16 protein-coding genes and 2 pseudogenes are annotated in these 19,198 nt (G+C 74.2%); 10 read left to right on the top strand and 8 right to left on the bottom strand.

Going from position 1 to position 19,198, the window contains the following annotated elements; translation table 11 throughout:
- Both ABT342_RS23365 and ABT342_RS23360 read right to left on the bottom strand, forming a co-directional pair.
- Nucleotides 1-974, bottom strand: a 974-nt coding sequence (locus tag ABT342_RS23365) for a DNA polymerase III subunit beta family protein (RefSeq protein ID WP_351577071.1), incomplete at its 3' end; no start/stop codon positions are given.
- 42 nt (nt 975-1,016) lie between these two features.
- A complete protein-coding gene (locus ABT342_RS23360) occupies nt 1,017-2,147 on the bottom strand; it encodes a sulfite oxidase (RefSeq protein ID WP_351577068.1) in 1,131 nt (376 codons plus the stop codon).
- Here ABT342_RS23360 and ABT342_RS23355 point away from each other — a divergent pair.
- Nucleotides 2,146-2,283 carry a hypothetical protein gene (locus ABT342_RS23355; RefSeq protein WP_351577065.1) on the top strand — a complete coding sequence of 46 codons (138 nt, stop codon included), beginning with the start codon at nt 2,146-2,148 and terminating at the stop codon, nt 2,281-2,283. The two genes, ABT342_RS23360 and ABT342_RS23355, sit on opposite strands and share 2 nt — an antisense overlap.
- Here ABT342_RS23355 and ABT342_RS23350 read toward each other — a convergent pair.
- Nucleotides 2,273-3,433, bottom strand: a complete 1,161-nt coding sequence (locus tag ABT342_RS23350; RefSeq protein ID WP_351577062.1) for a MalY/PatB family protein — start codon at nt 3,431-3,433, stop codon at nt 2,273-2,275. The two genes, ABT342_RS23355 and ABT342_RS23350, sit on opposite strands and share 11 nt — an antisense overlap.
- Nucleotides 3,434-3,487: 54 nt before the next feature.
- Here ABT342_RS23350 and ABT342_RS23345 point away from each other — a divergent pair, with 54 nt between their 5' ends.
- From ABT342_RS23345 to ABT342_RS23335, 3 genes are all read left to right on the top strand, one after another.
- Complete coding sequence (locus tag ABT342_RS23345; protein WP_351577059.1) at nt 3,488-4,297, top strand: AraC family transcriptional regulator; 810 nt, start codon at nt 3,488-3,490, stop codon at nt 4,295-4,297.
- An 87-nt stretch (nt 4,298-4,384) separates the two neighbouring features.
- Nucleotides 4,385-5,482 (top strand): hypothetical protein, encoded by a 1,098-nt coding sequence (locus tag ABT342_RS23340; protein WP_351577056.1) that lies wholly within the window; start codon nt 4,385-4,387, stop codon nt 5,480-5,482.
- 80 nt (nt 5,483-5,562) lie between these two features.
- Nucleotides 5,563-6,177 carry a dihydrofolate reductase family protein gene (locus tag ABT342_RS23335; protein ID WP_351577053.1) on the top strand — a complete coding sequence of 205 codons (615 nt, stop codon included), beginning with the start codon at nt 5,563-5,565 and terminating at the stop codon, nt 6,175-6,177.
- 132 nt (nt 6,178-6,309) lie between these two features.
- Here the strand turns inward: ABT342_RS23335 and ABT342_RS23330 are convergent, their stop codons facing one another.
- The 4 genes and pseudogenes from ABT342_RS23330 to ABT342_RS23310 all read right to left on the bottom strand — a co-directional run bounded on the left by ABT342_RS23330 (nt 6,310) and on the right by ABT342_RS23310 (nt 8,968).
- Nucleotides 6,310-7,050, bottom strand: a complete 741-nt coding sequence (locus ABT342_RS23330; protein WP_351577100.1) for a PP2C family protein-serine/threonine phosphatase — start codon at nt 7,048-7,050, stop codon at nt 6,310-6,312.
- 68 nt (nt 7,051-7,118) lie between these two features.
- The gene (locus tag ABT342_RS23325) at nt 7,119-7,958 is read right to left on the bottom strand and encodes an SLC13 family permease (RefSeq protein WP_351577050.1); all 840 of its coding nucleotides are present in this window, start codon (nt 7,956-7,958) and stop codon (nt 7,119-7,121) included.
- Nucleotides 7,959-8,025: 67 nt separating this feature from the next.
- Nucleotides 8,026-8,115 (bottom strand): annotated as a pseudogene (locus ABT342_RS23320) (hypothetical protein); the annotation flags it as partial.
- 304 nt (nt 8,116-8,419) lie between these two features.
- Nucleotides 8,420-8,968: a DoxX family protein gene (locus ABT342_RS23310; RefSeq protein WP_351577047.1), complete on the bottom strand. Its 549-nt coding sequence runs from the start codon at nt 8,966-8,968 to the stop codon at nt 8,420-8,422.
- 188 nt (nt 8,969-9,156) lie between these two features.
- On the opposite strand from ABT342_RS23310, the gene ABT342_RS23305 reads away from it, so the two are divergent.
- Both ABT342_RS23305 and istB read left to right on the top strand, forming a co-directional pair.
- The gene (locus ABT342_RS23305; protein WP_351577044.1) at nt 9,157-9,903 is read left to right on the top strand and encodes a DUF2470 domain-containing protein; all 747 of its coding nucleotides are present in this window, start codon (nt 9,157-9,159) and stop codon (nt 9,901-9,903) included.
- A gap of 186 nt (nt 9,904-10,089) precedes the next feature.
- Complete coding sequence (istB, locus tag ABT342_RS23300; protein WP_502965594.1) at nt 10,090-11,442, top strand: IS21-like element helper ATPase IstB; 1,353 nt, start codon at nt 10,090-10,092, stop codon at nt 11,440-11,442.
- A gap of 19 nt (nt 11,443-11,461) precedes the next feature.
- On the opposite strand, the gene ABT342_RS23295 is transcribed toward istB, so the two are convergent.
- A complete protein-coding gene (locus ABT342_RS23295; protein ID WP_351577038.1) occupies nt 11,462-12,409 on the bottom strand; it encodes a (2Fe-2S)-binding protein in 948 nt (315 codons plus the stop codon).
- Between the two features lie 146 nt (nt 12,410-12,555).
- Between ABT342_RS23295 and ABT342_RS23290 the strand changes: the two genes are divergently transcribed.
- From ABT342_RS23290 to ABT342_RS23275, 4 genes and pseudogenes are all read left to right on the top strand, one after another.
- On the top strand, nt 12,556-13,755 hold the full coding sequence (locus tag ABT342_RS23290; protein WP_351577035.1) for an ATP-grasp domain-containing protein: 1,200 nt from the start codon (nt 12,556-12,558) through the stop codon (nt 13,753-13,755).
- 464 nt (nt 13,756-14,219) lie between these two features.
- Nucleotides 14,220-15,893 (top strand): annotated as a pseudogene (locus ABT342_RS23285) (IucA/IucC family protein); the annotation flags it as partial.
- Between the two features lie 266 nt (nt 15,894-16,159).
- Nucleotides 16,160-17,860 carry an IucA/IucC family protein gene (locus tag ABT342_RS23280; protein WP_351577029.1) on the top strand — a complete coding sequence of 567 codons (1,701 nt, stop codon included), beginning with the start codon at nt 16,160-16,162 and terminating at the stop codon, nt 17,858-17,860.
- A complete protein-coding gene (locus ABT342_RS23275; protein ID WP_351577026.1) occupies nt 17,857-19,056 on the top strand; it encodes a type III PLP-dependent enzyme in 1,200 nt (399 codons plus the stop codon). Before ABT342_RS23280 ends, ABT342_RS23275 begins: the two co-directional genes overlap by 4 nt.
- Nucleotides 19,057-19,198 lie beyond the last annotated feature (142 nt).

The raw sequence follows: 19,198 nt of genomic DNA, 5'->3' as shown, positions 1-19,198 counted from the left end.
GCCCCGGCGTCGTCCTCGGCATCGGCCCCGGCGGCGACCCCGGCGTCGTCCTCGGCATCGGCCCCGGCGGCGACCCCGGCGTCGTCCTCGGCATCGGCCCCGGCGGCGACCCCGGCGTCGTCCTCGGCATCGTCCCCAGCGTCCGCCCCGGCGACAGGCCCGGCGACGATCTCGTCCTCGCCGATGCCCAGGACGAACGGCCCGTCGAGGCCTTCCACGGCGTCGCGCAGCGCGAGCCGGTCCACGATCACCCGGTGCGCGGGTGGGGCGAGAGCCGCGAGCATGTCGCGGTACGCGGGGAACTCGCCCTCCACGCACGGCAGTTCGCGGCTGCCGTCCTCCCCGTGCACCGTGTCCCCCTCGATGGTCACCTCGGCGGACCGCGCGGCCCACGCCCCGATCCCGGCCATCGCCCCCGCCTCCACCAGCAGCCGGCGCGCGGACCCCGACACCGCGAGCGGCCGCAGTACGCGCATCGCCAGCCGGTACCGGTCGGTGGCCACCAGCCGGAGCTCACCGTCCTCGATCTCCACGAGGACGCACCCCAGCACCGGGTGCTCCCCGCCCCGCCCGGCCGCGGGCACCACCTGCCGTACGGCACCGGCGAACTCGGCCCCGCCCACCCGTACCCGGTCCGCCTCTTCCAGCAGCCCGGCGATGGTCGCGTCCGCGGCCTTTGCCCGGGTCCGTACCGCCTCCCGGTACCGCTCCAGCACGGCCCGCGCCTCGTCCGGGCTCCCGTCCAGCACCACGCCCACCTCGCCGAGCCCGAGCCCGGCCTCCCGCAGTCCGCGCAACAGCCGGCCCCGTTCCTCCTGCTCCGGGCCGTAGTAGCGGTAGCCGGTCACCCCGTCCACGTACGCGGGCGGGAACACCTGGCAGTCGTCGTAGAAGCGCAGGGCGCTGGGCGAGAGCCCGACGCGCCGTGCGAAGGCGCTGATGCTCAGCAGCCGCTCGTCGTTCACGGGATCCATGGCGGCGATTGTGGGAGTTCAGGCCACTTGAAGGTCAACTGGTCAACTCTCCGGGAGGCACAGCACGGGAATCCGCTGGACGAGGTTGTTGCCGAACCCACCGCGGTTCCACGGCTGCTCCACAGGCTGTGTACGCCCCTCGGCGTCGGTGGCGCGGGCGACGAGGACATGGCTGCCCGGGGCGGCCGTCCACGCGGTGTGCCAGTGCTGCCAGGCCCAGGGCCGGTCCTCCGGCGCGTCCAGCGCGGCGTCGTGCCACTTCCGGCCGTCGTCCACGCTGACCTCCACCCGGACGACCGGGGCGTAACCGGACCACGCCCGGCCCTCCAGGCCCAGCCGGCCGGGGCGCACGACGCGGGCCCGGGACATGAAGTCGGGGAAGCCGGGCGGGATCATCAGCGCGCGCGGGGCGATCCGGGTCACCGGCTCGCCCGGTCCTTCGGCGGTCAGGCGGTAGCGGTACGCCACCGACTGCTGGAACCCGGTGAACGGGGTGTCCGTCAGCGTGATGTCCCGCAGCCACTTCACGTGCGCCATCCCGTACCAGCCGGGTACGACCAGCCGCACCGGATACCCGTGCTGCGGCGGCAGCGGCGCGCCGTTCATCTCGTACGCGACCAGCACGTCCGGATCGTCCCCGGTGGCCACCGACAGCGGCAGGCTGCGCCGGTAGTCCTGCTCCACACCGCGCTCGACGCCGTGATCGGCCCCGGTGAACACCGCCTCCACGGCGTCCGGCCCGACCCCGGCCTCGGCGAGCAGCACCCGCAGCGGCACCCCGGTCCACTCCGCCGTGCCGACCGCCTCGACCAGCCAGGGCTGGCTGACCGGGCGGGGGCTGAGCAGGGCGCGGCCGTTGCCCGCGCACTCCATCGTGACGCGGAGCGTGACGGCCTCGTAGGACCGCAGCGAGTCGAGATCGAGCGCGAGGGGCCTGCGCACCAGGCCGCCGACGGTGAGCCGCCGGCCGCCCGCGTCGGCCACGTACGGGATGTCGTAGTGGACGAGGACGTAATGCAGACCGGGCGGGGTGAGGTCGTACCGCAGCGCCTCCAGCGGCATGCCGTGGTTACGGGCCGCGAGCGCCAGCTCCTGCGGGCTGATGCCCTCGCCGGTCCCGGCCAGCCGCGCGGGCGCGCTGATGTCCCCGATATCCCCGATGTCGCGGTCCATGCCTCCATGGTGCGCGCGCGACGTCCGGGAGCGCCTGCGTACGCCCTGGTTCGGTACGGCCGAGGCCGCGGGGGCGGTGGGCCTGCCGACGGAGCTGCCGGTCGACGGGGCCCCGGTGCTCGGGTTCACCGGCTGAGCGGGCGGACCGCCGCGATGCGGGTGAGGGCCTCGGTGAGGGTCTGCGGCGAGCAGCCGAAGTTCAGCCTCGCGAACCCGGCGCCGGCGGAGCCGTACCGGTGTCCGGCGTTCAGCGCGACCCTGGCGGTGGCCAGGATGTGCGCCGCGGGGTCGTCGCCCCACCCCAGGGCGCGGAAGTCGATCCAGGCGAGGAAGCCCGCCTGCGGTGGTGCGCAGTGGACGCCGGGGAGCAGCCGCGTCAGCGACTCGTCCAGCAGTGTCCGGTTGCGGTCGAGGACGTCGACGACATCGGCCAGCCACTGGTCGCCCTCGTTGAACGCGGCCACCGTGGCGATCACCCCGAGGTGCCCCGTGCGGAAGAGCGAGTGCGGTGACAGGCGGTCGACGTACCGCTTCGGTGCCGGGTCGGCGGTGATCACGGTGGCCGCCTTCAGCCCGGCCAGGTTCCAGCCCTTGCTGGCGGACAGGAAGGAGAATCCCCAGCGTCTCGCCTCGTCCGACACCGAAAGGAACGGCATGAACGCGGACCCCGGCAGCACGAGCGGGGCGTGGATCTCGTCGGAGAGGATGTGGACGCCGTACGTGTCGGCCAGCTCGGCGAGCGCGACGAGGTCCTCGCGCGGGTGCACGAGGCCGACGGGATTGTGCGGGTTGCACAGGACGTACGCCGTGGCGTGGTGGTCGGCGAAGGCGCGTTCCAGGGCGTCCAGGTCGAGCCGCCACCTGAGCGGCCCTCCGGCGAGCGGTGCCTCGACGACCTGGGCCCCGACCTCGCGTATCCACCAGGCGAACGGTTCGTACACCGGCGGGCTGATCACCACGCGGTCGCCGGGGGCGACGACGCGGCGCAGGACCTCGACGATGCCGATACCGACGTCGGCCACGGTACGCACGTCGTCGGCGTCGACCGTCCAGTCCCAGGCGCGCCGGGCGTAGCCGCTGACCGCGTCCGCGAGGTCACGGGTCGGTGCCGCGTAGCCGGTGTCCGACCGGTCGACGGCCTCGTGAAGGGCCTTGGCGACCGGGGCCGCCAGAGGGAAGTCCATCTCCGCGACCGGGAGCGGAAGGACGTCGTCCGGGAAGGTCCGCCATTTGGCGCTCCGACGCTTCCTCAGCTCTGCGAGAGGGGGGATCGAGTCTGCCGTCACCCCTCGATGATCGGCGCCGCAGGAGCTGTCCCGCTTCCGTTAAAGTGCCAACCGATGCCGGAAATCCGCCACGCTCCGCACGCTACGACAGGCCTTCGCCCCCTGCCCGCCGGTACCGGAATCGACGCCCACCGGCACGACGAGCACCAGATCGTCTACGCGGGCCGCGGCATGCTGTCGGTCACCACCGACGCGGGCAGCTGGATCGCGCCCGCCACCCGGGCGATCTGGATCCCGGCCGGAACGGTCCACGAGCATCGCGCCTACGGTGACACCGACCTCCACCTGGTGGGACTGCCGGTGCGGGACAACCCGCTGGGCCTGGACCGGCCCGCGGTCATCGGCGTCGGCCCGCTGCTGCGCGAGCTGATCATCGCCTACACGGAGCATCCCGCCGACCTCACCGCCGAACGCCGCCGCCTGCGGGCCGTCCTGCTCGACCAGCTGCGGCACTCGGCCGAGCAGCCCGTGCACGTACCCGCCGCCAAGGACCCGCGCCTGGTCGCCGTCTGCGCCGTCCTCCGCGAGAACCCGGCCGACAACCGGACGCTGGCGCAACTCGGCGCGGTGGCCGGCGTCAGCGACCGCACGCTGACCCGGCTGTGCAGAGCCGAACTCGGCATGACCTTCCCGCAATGGCGCACCCAGCTGCGCCTGCACCACGCCCTGCGCCTGCTGGCCGAGGACACCCCGGTCACGGTCGTCGCCCACCGGTGCGGCTGGGCGTCCAGCAGCGCCTTCATCGACGTCTTCCGCCGGTCCTTCGGGCGCACTCCTGGCGCGCACCACCGCGGAACTCCCGCCCCCGGCGGCCCCGCAGACCCCGCTTCCCGGACCAACAGGCGCTCTGTGAAAGGCGCTTGATGGCCCGTGGGAGGCCTCTTATCCTGCCGACACCGCGTATCGCGTATCGCGTATCGCGTACCGCGAACCGTCGACAGGGAGAACGCCTTGGCCGAGGCCGTGCCCGGGAGGCTCCCCGGCGACGACATACTCCAGGCAGTCGAACGCCATCTGTCCGGTCGTGGCACCCCGCTCGACCTCGGCGCCCCCGGCAGCGCGCGGATCACCTGGCACTCGATCCTCGACGGCGAGATCATCCGGTCTCTGGAGACGCGCAGCGAGGGGCACCGGGAGGAACCCGGCAGGGTCGACCTCTCCGGCCGCCCGGAGTACACCAGCCTGGCGGGGCACCGTGTCCCCCCGCCGTCCGACCCGGCCCGCGGGGAGAAGCTGGAGCTGGTACGCGCGGGCTCGGCGCGCGAGCAGACCTGCGAATGCGGCAACGGCAGATGGCGCTGCCAGCTGTGCCGGGGCAGCAAGCGGCGCCCGTGCGAACCCACCAGGCCGTGTGCGGCCTGCCGGGGCACCGACCCGTGCGTCCGGTGCCACGGCACCGGCCACCCGCGGGGCCACCCGTACGCGGGCCGCAGCGCGCCCGGCGCCGACGAGCGCGTCGACTGCGTGCGGTGCGGCAGGCCGCGGGCGGCGTGCCCCGGGTGCGCGGGGCGCGGGAGCACGGAGTGCGCCGACTGCCGGGGGAACGGGTTCGTCGACTGCGAGGACTGCGGAGGGAAGGGCACGGTCCGGCACGAGGTGTGCGCGGGCACCGGCCGTCTGACCAGCTGGACGGGCGCGGTCATCGAGCGCCGCGGCGACACGGACCGGGTGAGACTGCCCGAGGAGCGCCCGCCGTTCCTCGTACGGCAGTGGGCGGAGAGCTCCGGCCGGTGGCGCGAAGCCGTCCTGGACGACGGCGAGAAGCTGCCCGCCGATCTGGACCCGGCGCACGTCAAGGCCATCGTGGCCCGGCTCGGCAGGCGGGAGGGAGAGGTCGCGCGGCGGGTGGTCCTGCGGCATCTGCCGCTGGCCCGCGTCGAGGTGCCCGCCGATCCGGACCGGGTCTTCTACCTCGTTCCCGGGCGGTCCGGGAACGAGGTGTTCCCGTATCCCTCGCCGCAGCGGATCAGGCATTTCCTCAAGCTCGGCTCGGCCGTGGCCGCCGTGGCCCTGCTCGTCCTCGTCCTCGTCCTGGCACTCACCCGTTAGGGCCTGTCCTTCGGATCAGGCCCGAGCGGCGTGCCGCGCGCCGGGATGCTGCCCGATGGCGGGCACCGCACCCTGGAGGCATGACCAAGGTGTTCGCCAGTCTCGGGGTGTCCCTGGACGGCTTCGTCGCCGGGCCGAACGCCCGGCCCGGCAATCCGCTCGGCGACGGCGGCACGCGCATCCACCGGTGGATGTACGACGTGGGGGCCTGGCGCGAGCGGCTGGGCATGAGCGGCGGTACCACCAACGTCTCCGGCGAGGTCGTCGAGGCGAACTTCGCCCGCGCCGGGGCGTACGTCATGGGGCGCCGGATGTTCGACGAGGGCGAGGCCGGCTGGCCCGACCCGCCGCCCTTCCGCGCCCCCGTCTTCGTCGTCACCCACACGCCCCGCGAACCCTGGGCCCGGCAGGGCGGCACCACCTTCACCTTCGTCACCGAGGGCATCGAGCACGCCCTCGCCCTGGCCGGAGCCGCGGCCGGGGACAAGGACGTACAGATCGCGGGCGGCGCGGACACCGTCCGGCAGTTCCTGAACGCCGGGCTGGTCGACGACCTGGAGATCCACCTCGCGCCCCTCGTACTCGGCGGAGGCGTCCGGCTGTTCGACGGCGTCGACACGGACCTGGAGCTGGAGCCGGACCGGGTGGTCGACGCGCGGGAGGTCACCCACGTGCGGTACCGCGTCATCCGCTGACGCCGTACGGGTGCAGCGGCGGCCGGGCGGCGTACGTGGTGCAGCGGCGGCCGGGCGGCGTACGGGTTCGGCGGAGTAGGGGCGGCGTACGGGCTCGTCGGCGGCCGGGCGGTGGCCGTCCGCGTCGCGTGATCACTCGCTGATGCGCAGGACCGCGAGTGTGATGTTGTCCGGACCGCCCGCCTCGATCGCCGCCTTCCACAGCTCGAAGGCGGCCCGGCCGTCGTCGTGCACCCGCAGCAGCTCCTCCAGCGCCTCGTCCGGAACCGGGTCGGTCAGCCCGTCGGTGCACAGGAGGTAGCGGTCGCCCGGGGCGAGCGCGAAGGCCGTGATGTGGGGGGTGATGCCGGTGAAGGTGAGGCCGCCGCCGATCGTCTGCGTCACCGCCGACGTGGTGCGCCGCCCCGGCGCCGGCGGCGGGCTGTCGTCCACGCTCACCTGGCGCAGCCCGTCCTTCGTCGCGTCGTACACCTTGCTGTCGCCCACGTTGAACGCGAGCACCGCGTCCGGCAGGACGACGGCCCCGGCGACCGTGGTCCCCATGGTGGTCAGCTCCGGGTCGCCGTCGGCGGCCGCGTACACGGCGTGATTGCACAGGGTCAGCGCGTCGCGCACGGTCTCCTCCCCGTCCAGTGAGGGACCGAGCGTGGCGAGCTGCCGGACGACGAGGGAACTGGCGACCTCACCGGCGGGCTGCCCGCCGAGGCCGTCGGCGACCGCGACGACGAGTGGCGTGCCGAGGGGGAACAGCAGCGTCTGCGGGTTCTCGGTCACCGTGGCGCACAGCGTCCACGGCCCGACGACGAGGCTGTCCTCGTTGTGCTCGCGCACCAGCCCGACGTGGCTCAGAGCGGTGACAGCTATGTACGGCACCGGAATGTCCCGCCTCTCCGTGGCGGCAGGCGTGTCCTCCGCCTCCATTGTCCCGCGCCCCGCCGGGGTCAGGCCGTCGCGAAGTGGCGCAGCCAGATGTACGCGGCCGAGATCGTCACGGTGACGGCGGTGACGACGAGCCCGTACTTGGTGAACTGCCAGAAGGAGATCGGGGTGCGGTTGCGCTCGGCGATGCCGAGGACGACGACGTTGGCGCTGGCGCCGATCGCGGTGGCGTTGCCGCCGAGGTCCGCGCCGATGGCCAGGGCCCACCACAGGACGTGGTCCCCGGAGCCGTCCATCGTCGTGACGAGTTCGCTGGTGATGGGCGCCATGGTCGCGAGGTACGGGATGTTGTCGATGACGCCGGACAGCACGGCGGAGGTGCCGAGCATCAGCATGCTGCCCGCGAACTCGTTGTCGCCGATGGCGCCTGCGAGGGCCTGGGACACCTGGCCGATCACGCCGGTCTCGATCAGCCCGCCGATCATGATGAAGAGCCCGCCGAAGAAGGCCAGGGTGGGCCATTCGACCCCGCCGAGCACGTCCCCGGTCCGCGCGGTGGACAGGCCCACCAGCAGACCGGCGCCGAGGAGGGCGACGATGCTGGGCTCGTAGTGCAGCACCGGGTGCAGGACGAATCCGGCGATCACGAGGGTGAGGACGACCAGGCCCTGGGCCAGCAGCACGGGGTCGTGGATGGCCTCGCGCTCCTCCAGTTCCATCACGTCGGCCGCGCGGTCCTCGTCGTACCGGAGGGCCGTCCGGAACATCCGGTGGCACAGCGCGATCAGCACCAGCATCAGCAGGGCGGACAGCGGTGCGAGGTGGACGAGGAAGTCGTTGAAGGTGAGGCCCGCCCGGCTGGCGATGATGATGTTCGGCGGGTCGCCGACGAGGGCCGCCATGCCCGCCGATGTCGGACGCCAGCACCTCGGCGATCAGGAAGGGTGCCACCGGCAGCGCGAGCCGCTCGCAGACGAGCAGGGTCACCGGCGCGATCAGCAGCACGGTGGTGACGTTGTCGAGCAGGGCCGAGGCCAGGCCCGTGATGACGATCAGCATGGCCATGACCCGGGAGGGCCGCGCGCGGGCCCGTTTGACCGACCAGTCGGCCCCGACGGCGGCAGGCACCGGCCGGTCATGACGCACGGCACCCTGGGCGCCCCGTCCGGGCCGCGCGGCTCGTCCCCTACCAGGCGGGTGATCGGTGTCAGGGAAGCGGCGGACGACCGGGTCGCCGTACGGCTGCGGACGGGCGCCGCCTGGAGCCGTTGCCGGCCGGGGAGGTGCTGGAACGCATCGGCGTGCTGGTGCGCGCGCACAGCACCGAGCTGTGGGACGTCCCTAGGTGATCAGCGGCCGGCGGTCACGCCGCCAGCGCCAGCACGATGGCGGCCCCGACGCCCCCCGCGATCAGCGCGAAGCCCGCCGGGCCCCAGCCGCCGTCGCGCCAGGGGAAGGGCAGGTCCAGCGAGAGGCGGCCCGGACCCACGGCGGCGACGGTGAGCGCGCCGACGGCGAGGAGCATGGGGTAGGTGAAAGCGGCGCTCTCCTCGGACCACAGGCTGATGTCGGGGGCGATCGCCATGGCGTTGATCATGGTCCCGATCAGGGCCGCCGAGGCGAGCGGGGTGAGCAGGCCGATGGCCAGGCCCAGGCCGCCGAGGAATTCGGAGATGCCCGCCAGGGCGGCGAAGAAGGTGCCGGGTTCGTAGCCCAGTTGGGCGAACGCCTTCCCCGTCGCGTCCAGGCCCGGCCCGCCGAACCAGCCGAACAGCTTCTGGGCGCCGTGCCCGGCCAGGATCAGGCCCACGGCCAGTCGCAGCAGGAGCAGGCCCGCATCGGCCGCGCTCGTCGCGCCCGGGGCGGTGGTGCCCGCGCCGGAGTCGTCACGGCGGAGGGTGGGCAGCTTCATCGTGCGAATCACCTCCAGCGCCGGGACCGGCGCACACCGGCCGGCGCTCTCGCCTCACCCCCGATACTGCGCTCTCTCCCGGAGGGTCGCCATGCGGCGCGCTCCTTCCCTGGGGCGGGGGGCTGGTCATCGAGGAGCCATAGCCCCTAAGGTTAGGCATGCCTAACCTAACTGACGAGGAGCCTCGGATGGCTGTGGACGACGACCGCACGGCAGAGCCGACGAACGCGGAGCGGATCCGTACGGTACTGGCCGCGGCGGATTCGCTGACGGTGGTCACCGACACGCACACCAGCGACCTCGTCGGCGGCGGTCTGCATGCCGTCGACGCCGACGGCCGTCTCGTGCTGCGCGTGCCCGCCGACTGCCGACTGGCCGCCGAGGTGGCCCTGGCGCCGCGCGGCTCCCTGTCCTCGCTGCTGAAGTTCACCGACGTCGCGCCCGTCGCCGTACGGGACAGGGTGCGCGCCCGGGTGACCCTCGCCGGGTGGCTGACGCGGAGCGGCCGGGAGTCCGAGGGCATTGTGGATCCGGACACCGTCGAGCTGCGCCTGGACCCCGCGCACGCCGAACTCGAAACGGCGGCGGGCACGGTCACCGTCGGCCTCGACGAACTCGCCCTGGCCCGGCCCGACGTACTGGCGGGCTACGAAGCCGGCATGCTCACCCATCTCGTCGACGGCCACAGGGACGTCCTGGCACTCCTCGCCCGCCTGGTCGACCAGCGGCTGCTGTTCGGCGTGACCCGCGTGTGGCCCCTGGCCCTGGACCGCCACGGCCTGACCCTCCGGCTCGAACACGCCGTCAGCCACAGCGACGTGCGCCTCCCCTTCCCGGCCACCGTGGGCGACCCCGCCCAGGTGGGGGACCACGTCCAGGCGCTGCTGGCCGCCGCCCGGGGCTGCCGCCGACGCCGTCTGCCGAGCCGTCCGTGACGCGTGCGTGACGAGGTCCGCCGAGCCGTGCCTGAGGCTGCCAGGACGTCGTCCGCCGAGCCGTGCCTGACGCTGCCCGGACGTCGTCCGCCGAGCCGTCCGTGACGCCGTCCCTCTCCAGGTCGTTGAAGGCATGTCCGCGCGCCGCGCCCGTCAGCCGCTACGTCACCGCTGGAGATCCCGTTGCTGGGTCATGCCACGTCTGCCTCACCCAAGCCGGACATCAGGAGTTACGCCGCTCCTTCGCTCGGTTACGCGCTGTTCGCCACCCGCTGGCTCCAGGCGCCGCTGTACTTCGGCCTGGTGGCGGCGCAGGGCGTGTACGTCTACAAGTTCTTCAACGAGCTGTGGCACCTGGTGCTGCACGTCGTCAGCGGCCACGTGGACGAGACCCACGTCATGCTCGCGGTCCTCAAGCTCGTCGACGTCGTGATGATCGCCAATCTGCTGATCATGGTGATCGTCGGAGGTTACGAGACCTTCGTCTCGCGCATCGGCCTCCAGGGGCACCGCGACCAGCCCGAGTGGCTCTCGCACGTCAACTCCAACGTGCTGAAGGTGAAGCTGGCCACCGCCATCGTGGGCATCTCCTCGGTCCACCTGCTCCAGATGTTCGTCGACGTGGACCACACCTCCCAGCACTCCCTGCTGTGGGGGACCGTGATCCACATGGCGTTCATCGCCTCGGCGGGGATCCTCGCCTACATGTCGGGGCCCATGGACACCCACGGCCACCACAAGGCGCACGCTGCCGACGCTCCCGGCCCGCGCCGGGGGATTCAGGCCGGCTCGCCGGTCCCGGTGGAATGGGCCGCCCTTGTCCAGGACGCGACCGGCGACACCGTCGTGGCGCGCGAGATCTTCCCCGCACAGAGCACGGGCGAGCCCCGGACCACCCCGGCCCTGCGGGAGGCCGCCGACGTCTCCGGCGCCGAGGCCCGGGTCCGCGCCGCCGGTTTCCCCGCCCGCAAGCTGCTGGAGGAGTTCGACGACGACCACCAGCGGTCCGTCGACTGGGAGACCATCGCCCGCCTCGGGACGCTGGACTTCGTCGCCGCCAAGGGGAACGCGGTCTTCCTCGGCCCGCCCGGCACCGGGAAGACGCACCTCGCCATCGCCCTGGGGATGCGGGCCTGCCGCGCGGGGCACCGGGTGCAGTTCGCCACGGCCGCCGAGTGGGTGGCCCGGCTGGCCGAGGCCGACGCCGCGGGCCGGCTGAGCGACGAGCTGGCCGGGCTGGACGAGTACGCGCTGCTCGTCGTGGACGAGGTCGGGTACGTGCCGTTCGAGGCCGAGGCGGCCAATCTGTTCTTCCGGCTCGTCTCCCACCGCTACGAGCGCGCCTCGCTCGTCGTCACCAGCGACAAGCCCTTCGGCCGCTGGACGGACGTATTCGGCGACAGCCCGGTCACCTTCGCCATGATCGACCGCCTCGCCCACCACGCCGACATCATCACGCTCAGGGGCGACAGCTACCGGCTGCGCGGCCGCGACCTGGACCTCGACCGCGTGCTCGCGTCCGCCGCCGACAGCCACTGAAGTCACCAGTCATCGACCGTCAGTCGTCGTCCTCCAGTCGGCGCAGACGCTCCGCGTCGCAGGTCCTCGGGCAGGTCAGGCAGGCGCGGGCCGCGTCGAGGGTGTAGTACATGCAGCAGCCGAGACGGGTGCGGGTCGGGTGCGGTCGCCCGTCGCGGCCCGTCAGCCGCCGGAACCCGGCACCCCCGGGGAACGGCCCGCTGCCGCCCGGAAGCAGCTCGGTCGCGGCCCGTACGCCACGCTCCTCCTGGCCCAGCGCCCGCCCGAGGTACCAGATCCCGGAGACCAGGTCGTCGCTGACCATGCCCCACAGAGCCCTCGGCCCGCGCCGGACGCGCGGGCCGATCGCGGTCAGCAGGGGCTCCATGTGGTCGGCGACGGCGGCCCGCAACTCGGCGCGCAGGGCCTCCTCGTGGGCGAGGACGCGGACGCCGGGCGCGCCCGCGGCGGGGTCGCCGGGCAGGCAGGCGAAGCCGGAGCCCGGGTGGAGGCCGTAGCCGCCCGTCGCGAGGTCGACCCGTATCTGGCGGGGGCGGATGCGCGGCACGCGTCGCTCCAGGTACCAGGGGCCGCTCATCAGCAGGCTGACGGACCAGAGGTAGTCGTGCAGCGCGCGGGACGCGGCGACGTCCGGGCGGGGCGGGTGTCCGTGAGCTTCCCGGATACGGGCGGCCTCGGCGTCGACGAAGGCGTCCAGGGCCTCTTGGCTCGTCGTCAGTTCCTCGCCGTCGAACGGGGTTTCGGGCAGGCTTGCGAGGTGGCCTTCGGGGCGCCGTTCGTGATGGCCTTCGCGACGGCCTTCCGGGCCGGCCTCGGGACGGACCTCGGGGTGGCCTTCGGGCCGGGCCGGGGCGATGTGTACGTTCAGCACATCGCACGTGGCGGTCAGACGCCGATAGGTGCGGGCGAGGAGAGAGGCCGCGCTCACGGGCGTCGGGGCCGGGGGTGTGGCCGGAGCCGTGATCATCGGCACTCCTTCGGGCGTGGCGGTGCGATATAGGTAAGCCTTACCTTAGCTATCATGCTCCTTGGTTGGGACGGCAGTTGAACGCCGAGGTTGCCCGACCCTGGCTGATGAGTGGTTGCACGACGTATCGGAAGGGGCCGCGGTCCATGCGGTTGTACTTGCTCGCCCGCAACCCCACCGACTCGGTCACCGAAGGCTTCCTCCCCGCCGCGGCCCGGCTCGGCCTCGACGTCACCGTGCTCACCGACCAGCCCGACGCCCACCGCCGCGCCTGCCCGGACCGGGACGTCGAGGTCCTTCCGTGCGACGTACGCGACTTCCGCGCCGTCATCACCCGGATGGCGGCCCACCACGCGCCCGACGCGGTCTTCACCAACAGCGACCACCTGCAGACCCAGGCCGCCCTGGCCGCCGACTACTTCGGTCTCCCCGCCAAGAGCTGGCAGGCCGCCCTGCGCACCAAGGACAAGGCGCACATGCGCCGCCATCTCGCCGCGACCGGCGCCGACACCGTGTGGTCGCGGGAGCTGCCCGCCGGGCGGGACCCGGCCGCGGCGCTGACCGGCCCCGACGTTCCGTACCCCTGTGTCGTCAAGCCCCGTGAGGGCGTGGCCAGCGAGGACGTGGTGCTGGCCGGTGACGCCGGGGAGCTCGTACGGCGCTGCCGGGAGATCCAGGCGCGACGACCGGGGGAGGCGCTGGTCGTCGAGGAGTACCTGGACGGGGAGCTGTTCACGCTGGAGACGCTCGGCGACGGCCGCGTCCGCCACGTCCTGGGCGGCTTCCGCACCGAGCTGTCCGCGCCGCCGTACTTCATCGAGCAGCGGATGACCTTCGTCCCGGCCCACCCCGAGCCGGTCACCGCGCAGGTCCTCGCGCAGCTCGACGCCCTCGGCGTCGGCTTCGGCGCCTGCCACACCGAGTTCGTGGTGCACGAGGGGCGCGCCCGCGTCATAGAGGTCAACTACCGCGCCATCGGCGACCAGTGCGATCTGCTGCTGGCCGAGCTGCTGGACATCCCGCTCTTCGAGCACATCCTGCGCACGCATCTGGGCGAGCCGCTGCCCGGGGACCTCGGCGCCCGCACCGACGGAGCCGCCCGGATCGAGTACCCGTGCGCCGGGCGGGCGGGAACGCTGACGGCCGCACCGGCGGCCGCCGAGCTGACCGTGGGCGGCGTGAAGCTGACGTACCGCCCCCTGAGGGATACCGGCGAGCGCCACGCGCTGCACCACACCAACCGCGACTACCTCGGCGTGCTGCGTGCCACCGGCACCGACCAGGGGGCGGTCGACCGGGTCGCGGCAGGTTTCCTCGCCGCCCGGAGCTGGGAGATCGTCCCGTGAAGGCGTCGGCCGACGAGGCGCAGCTGCTGCTGCGCGTACTCAGCACCCTGCTCCGCGAGGACGTCCTCGGCCTGCGCACCCGCAGCACGCCCCTGGACCTGCCGGACGGCCGCTGGCTGCGCCTGCCCCTCCCCGCGACCGCCCGGCGCGCCGACGGCTTCCCGCGCCCGCGGGACGCGGCCGATCCCGGGTCCCGCCACGACGCCGAAGCGTCGGCGGGTCGCCCGGGGCGGGACGGCTTCCCGGGCGCGGCCGGCGGCGGACCTCGCCACGGCGGTGAGGTTGCGGCGGGCCGCACGCGGCGGGAAGGCTTTTCGGGCGCGGCCGGCGGCGGCCCTCGCCACGGCGGTGAGGTTGCGGCGGGCCGCTCGCGGCGGGACGGCTTCCCGGGCGCGGCCGGCGGCGGCCCTCGCCACGGCGGTGAGGTTGCGGCGGGCCGCTCGCGGCGGGAAGGCACCCCGCGCCTGCCCGGCGGGGGCGACGGCGGTTTTTCCGTTGGCGATGCGCGCCCGCCCGGCGTCGCCGACGCCGGGCCTCCCCATGGCGGCGACGCCCTCCTTCTCCCCGTCACCGACGACGGCTTCCAGAGCGCGTACGCGGCCCGGCTGCCGCTGGTCGTACGGGAGTCGGACGGGCGGGAGCTCGGTTCGTACGGCGAGGTCCTCGGCGCCCTGAGCGCGCTCGCCGCGCCAGTGGACCGCAACGGGTTCGTGGCCTTCGCCGAGGAGTGCCGCCAGACGCTCCTGGCCATGAGGCTGCACACCCGCACCCGGGAGGCGGTCACCGCCCGTCTCACCGCCCGCCACGGCGACGACCCCGCCGACTGGACCGGGCTCGTCGGCGGGCTCGCGCACGACGCCCTCGCCGCCCGGCTCGACCACCCCGTGTACCCCACCGCGCGGGGGCGCACCGGTTTCCGCGAGGAGCAGCTGCGGGCGTACGCCCCCGAGTTCCATCCGCGCTTCGCGCTGCGCTGGATCGCCGTGCCGAGGGAGGCGCTCACCGTGCCGGGAGGCACCGGCCGGCTCCCGGGCCGCTGGCCCACGCCCGCGATCCTCGGGCTGCCGGAGCTGTTCCACAGCCACCTCGCCCTGCCCGTCCACCCGCTCACGGCCGGCGCGCCGCTGAGGGAGGCGCTGCGGGCCACGGGCCTCGAGGACCGGGTCGTCGTCGCCGAGCACCCGTACCTCGAAGCCGTACCGACGCTGTCGATGCGCACGGTCGCACTCGCCGCCGACCCCGCCCTGCACCTCAAGCTGCCACTCGCGACGGCCACCCTGGGCCTGCGCAACCGGCGGACGATCAAGCCCGGCACCCTCGTCGACGGCGCGGCCTGCCAGCGCCTGCTGGAGACCGTGATCGCCCGGGAGCCGCGCTTCCGCGACACCGTGCTCCTCGCGGACGAGACGGTCCACGCCCACGCCGGCCACGAGCTCCTCGCCGTGCTGTGCCGCCGCTACCCGGCCGGTCTGGACGACGCCGTCGTCGTGCCCCTGGCCGGGCTGCTCGCCGAAGGCCCCGGTGGCGGGCGGCTGCTGATCGACCACCTCGCCGACCGCTTCTACGGCGGTGACCCGGTCGCGCTCCTCGACGCCTGTCTCACGCTGCTCTTCGACTGGCAGACCACGCTCTTCGGCTACGGCATCGCGCTGGAGTCGCACCAGCAGAACATCTCCCTCGTCCTGGACGGGGACGGCCTGCGGCTGCTGCTCAAGGACAACGACGGCCCTCGCGTCAACCTCGCGCGCATGCGCCGGGCCCTGGGGGCCGACGCCCCCGACCCGTCCGACTTCGACGACGCCCGGATCTTCGCCGAGGACGACGGCCCGATCACCGACCTGTTCGCCACGATCACGGTCCATCTGTGCGCGGGCGCCCCCGCCTTCGGGCTCGCCCGGCACGGCCGCGCGCCGCTGGCGGCGCTGCTGGGGCTCGTACGCGACCGGCTGGCCGAGGCCGTCGCCCGCCTCGGCACGGGGCCGGGGGAGCCCGGCGCGGTCCTGCGCGACCGGGTCCTGGACGCGGCGGAGCTGCCGGTGAAGGCGATGGTCACCGCCGGGACGCTGCTCAGCAAGGAGCGTTCGGGCGCGGCCGACATCAACAAGCACTACACGACCGGCCCCAACTACCTGCGTCGTACGGACGGGCCCGCGGACGGGCCCGTCGACCGGCGTACCGACTGGTCCACGGACCTGCCCGTCGACCGGGGTACGAGCGGGCGTGCCGACTGGTCCGCGGACCGGCCCGTCGACCGGGGTACGAGCGGGCCCGCGGACCGGCCCACGGCCGGGCGTGCCGACCGGTCCACGGACCGGCGTACGGACAGTCCTGCGGACCGGCCCGGCGACCGGCCCGCCGACCGGCGTGCCGACCTGTCCACCGACCGCCCCACGGACGGTCCGCGATGATGCCCACCGCCGGCGAGGCCGTGGCCCACACCCTCCTCAACTGCCTGCTGCGCGAAGTGTCCGGCCCCGAGCGCCGGACGGCCGTCGCCGACGGCCACCTGCTGGTGACCCTTCCGCGCCGCGGCGTGACGCTGCGCGTCGCCCTGCGCCGTACGTCCCTGATCGGCGCGCACCGGTTCACCGGACCGGTGTGGGCGCGGAGCGGAGGCGGCGGCTGGGCGCGGACCGGGTGGCGGCGGCTCGCCGAGCACGTCCAGGACGAGCTGTCGCTCCGTACGGGCGTACGCAACGAGGAGTTCCTGGCCCAGATCGACTCCAGCCACCAGGCCGTGTCCGCCGCGCTCGCCGCACGAGCCGCAAGAGCCACTCGCGCCGCACGGTCCGTCCCGGACGGCGGCCGCTACCTCGCATCCGAGCAGTCCCTCCTCTTCGGCCACCGCTTCCACCCCACCCCCAAGGCCCGCACCGGCGACACCGCCTCCTGGCTGTCGTACGCGCCCGAGACCGGAGCCGCCTTCCCCCTGCGGCACCTCGCCGTCCGCGAGCACCTGGTCACGCAGGAGACGGCCGTGGACGGCGCCGCCGACGTGCTCGACCGGCTGCGGCCCGACGTGCCGGACGGCTACCGGCTGCTGCCCGCGCACCCGTGGCAGTACGCGATGCTCGCCGAACACCCGGCGCTGCGCGCGGCGTCGGCGCGGGGGGACATCCTCGACCTGGGGCCCGGCGGCAGGCCCTTCGCCGCCACCGCGTCCGTGCGCACCCTGTACGACGGCGAGACGTTCCTCAAGTTCAGCCTGAACGTCCGCATCACCAACTGCCTGCGCAAGAACGCCAGTTACGAACTGTCCGGCGCCGTCGCGCTCACCCGGCTGCTGGAGCCCGTCCTGACCGGCCTGGCCCGCCGCTTCCCCGGCAGCGTCGTCCTGCGCGAGCCCGCCTACCGCAGCCTCGCCCTGCCCGGCCCCGGCGACCGCCCCGACCGCGCCCTGCTCGAAGGCTTCGGCGTGATCGTGCGGGAGGGCCTGTCCGCCCGCCTCATGCCCGGCACCACCCCGCTGCTCGCCGCGGCGGTCGCCGACGAGTACCCGACCGGCCCCGCCCACATCTCCCGGCTCGTCGCCGGGGCCGGTCCGTCCGCCGCCCTCGACTGGTGGGAGGCGTACCTCAAGCTGCTCCTGCCGCCTGTCCTGGCGGCCTACTTCGACCACGGCCTCGTCCTGGAGCCGCATCTGCAGAACGTGCTCGTGTGCGTCGACGAGGACGGCATGCCCGCCCAGGTCGTCTTCCGGGACATGGAGGGCACCAAACTCCTTCCCGGGCACCACGCGGAGGCCCTCGCCGCGCTGCCCCCCGAGGTCGCCGGGGCCATGACGTACGACGCGCGGCGCGGCTGGGACCGGGTCGTCTACTGCCTGCTGGTCAACCACGTCGCCGAACTGCTCGCCGCCCTCGCCGACCTCCACCCGGAGACCGAGGCGGCCCTGTGGGACCGGGTCCGCGCCACCCTCCAGGAGTACGCCGACCGCCACGGCCGCCCGCCGCGGCTGGCCGCCCTGCTCGCCGGAGCACCCCTGCCGGCCAAGGCGAACCTGCTCACCCGCTGGGAGCGCAAGGCCGACCGCGAGGCCGGTTACGTCCCTCTGCCCTCACCGCTGGCCCCGGCCGCCGTACCGACCACCAGGAGCGCCCCATGACGACCGCCGCCGTACGGGACCGCGTCCTCGCCCTGGCCCGCGCCGAACTGCCCGCGTACATCTACGACCTGGCCGCGCTGCGCGACCACGCCGCCGCCGTACGGGCCGCCCTGCCCGGCCGCGTCGAGATGTACTACGCCGCCAAGGCCAACCCCGAGCCGGAGATCCTGGCCGCCCTCGGGCCGTACGTCGACGGCTACGAGGTCTCGTCGGGCGGCGAGCTCGCCCACGTCGCCAAGGCGGTGCCGGGCCGCCCGCTCGCCTTCGGCGGTCCGGGCAAGACCCCGGCGGAGATCACGGCCGCGCTGGAGCTCGGCGTCGCCCGCTTCCACGTCGAGAGCGTGTACGAGCTCCACATGCTGGCGGACCTCGCCGCGCGCAGCGCGCCGGACGGGGCGCGGACAGGGGTCCTGCTCCGCTTCAACCTCCCCCTGTCCGCCGCCTCGCTGGCGGGCAGCTCCCTGACGATGGGCGGCCGCCCGACCCCGTTCGGCATCGACCCGTCCGAGGCGGACACGGCCGTCCGCCTGCTCACCGACGGCACCTACCCGCACCTGGAACTGCTCGGAGTCCACGCCCACCTGGCGAGCGGGCTGCCCGCCCCCGAACAGCTCGCGGTCGCCGAGTCCGTCGTGACCTGGGCCGTCGGCCTGGCCGCCCGCCACCGCGTCCGCCTCGCCGAGGTGAACGTCGGCGGGGGAATGACCGTCGACTACGCCGACCCGCGGCGGCGCTTCGACTGGAGCGCGTACGGCGAGGGCCTCGCCCGGCTCGCCGGCGCCCACCCGGACCTCACCCTGCGCATCGAGCCGGGCCGGGCGCTGAGCGCGTACTGCGGCTGGTACGCCACCGAGGTGTTGGACGTGAAGCACAGCCACGGCGAGGAGTTCGCGGTCGTCCGGGGCGGCACGCACCACCTGCGCACCCCCGCGACCAAGGGCCATGACCAGCCCTGCTCGGTCCTGCGGGTCGAGGACTGGCCGCATCCGTGGCCGCGCCCGGCCGCCCGGCGGGACCGGGTCACCCTGACCGGCCAGCTGTGCACGCCGAAGGACGTGCTCGCCCGGCGCGTCCCGGCGCCGGGGCTGCGGGCGGGCGACCGCGTGGCGTTCGCCCTCGCGGGCGCGTACGCGTGGAACATCTCGCACCACGAGTTCCTCATGCACCCGCGGCCCGGCTTCCACTTCCTCGGCTGACGGCTGACGGCTGACGGCCGGTCGGTCGGGCGCCGGTCCGTCGGTCGCCGGTCCGTCGGTCGCCGGTCCGTGGGATCGCCGTCCGTCCGGCGTGCCGTCTCCTCGCACGTCCGGCAGGGTGGAGAGGGGAGGAGTCCGCAGG

Source organism: Streptomyces sp. NPDC000410 (assembly GCF_040300305.1).
GTDB lineage: Bacteria > Actinomycetota > Actinomycetes > Streptomycetales > Streptomycetaceae > Streptomyces.
Note: the sequence above shows the minus strand (reverse complement) of the source record. Positions and strands in the feature narration are given on the sequence as shown.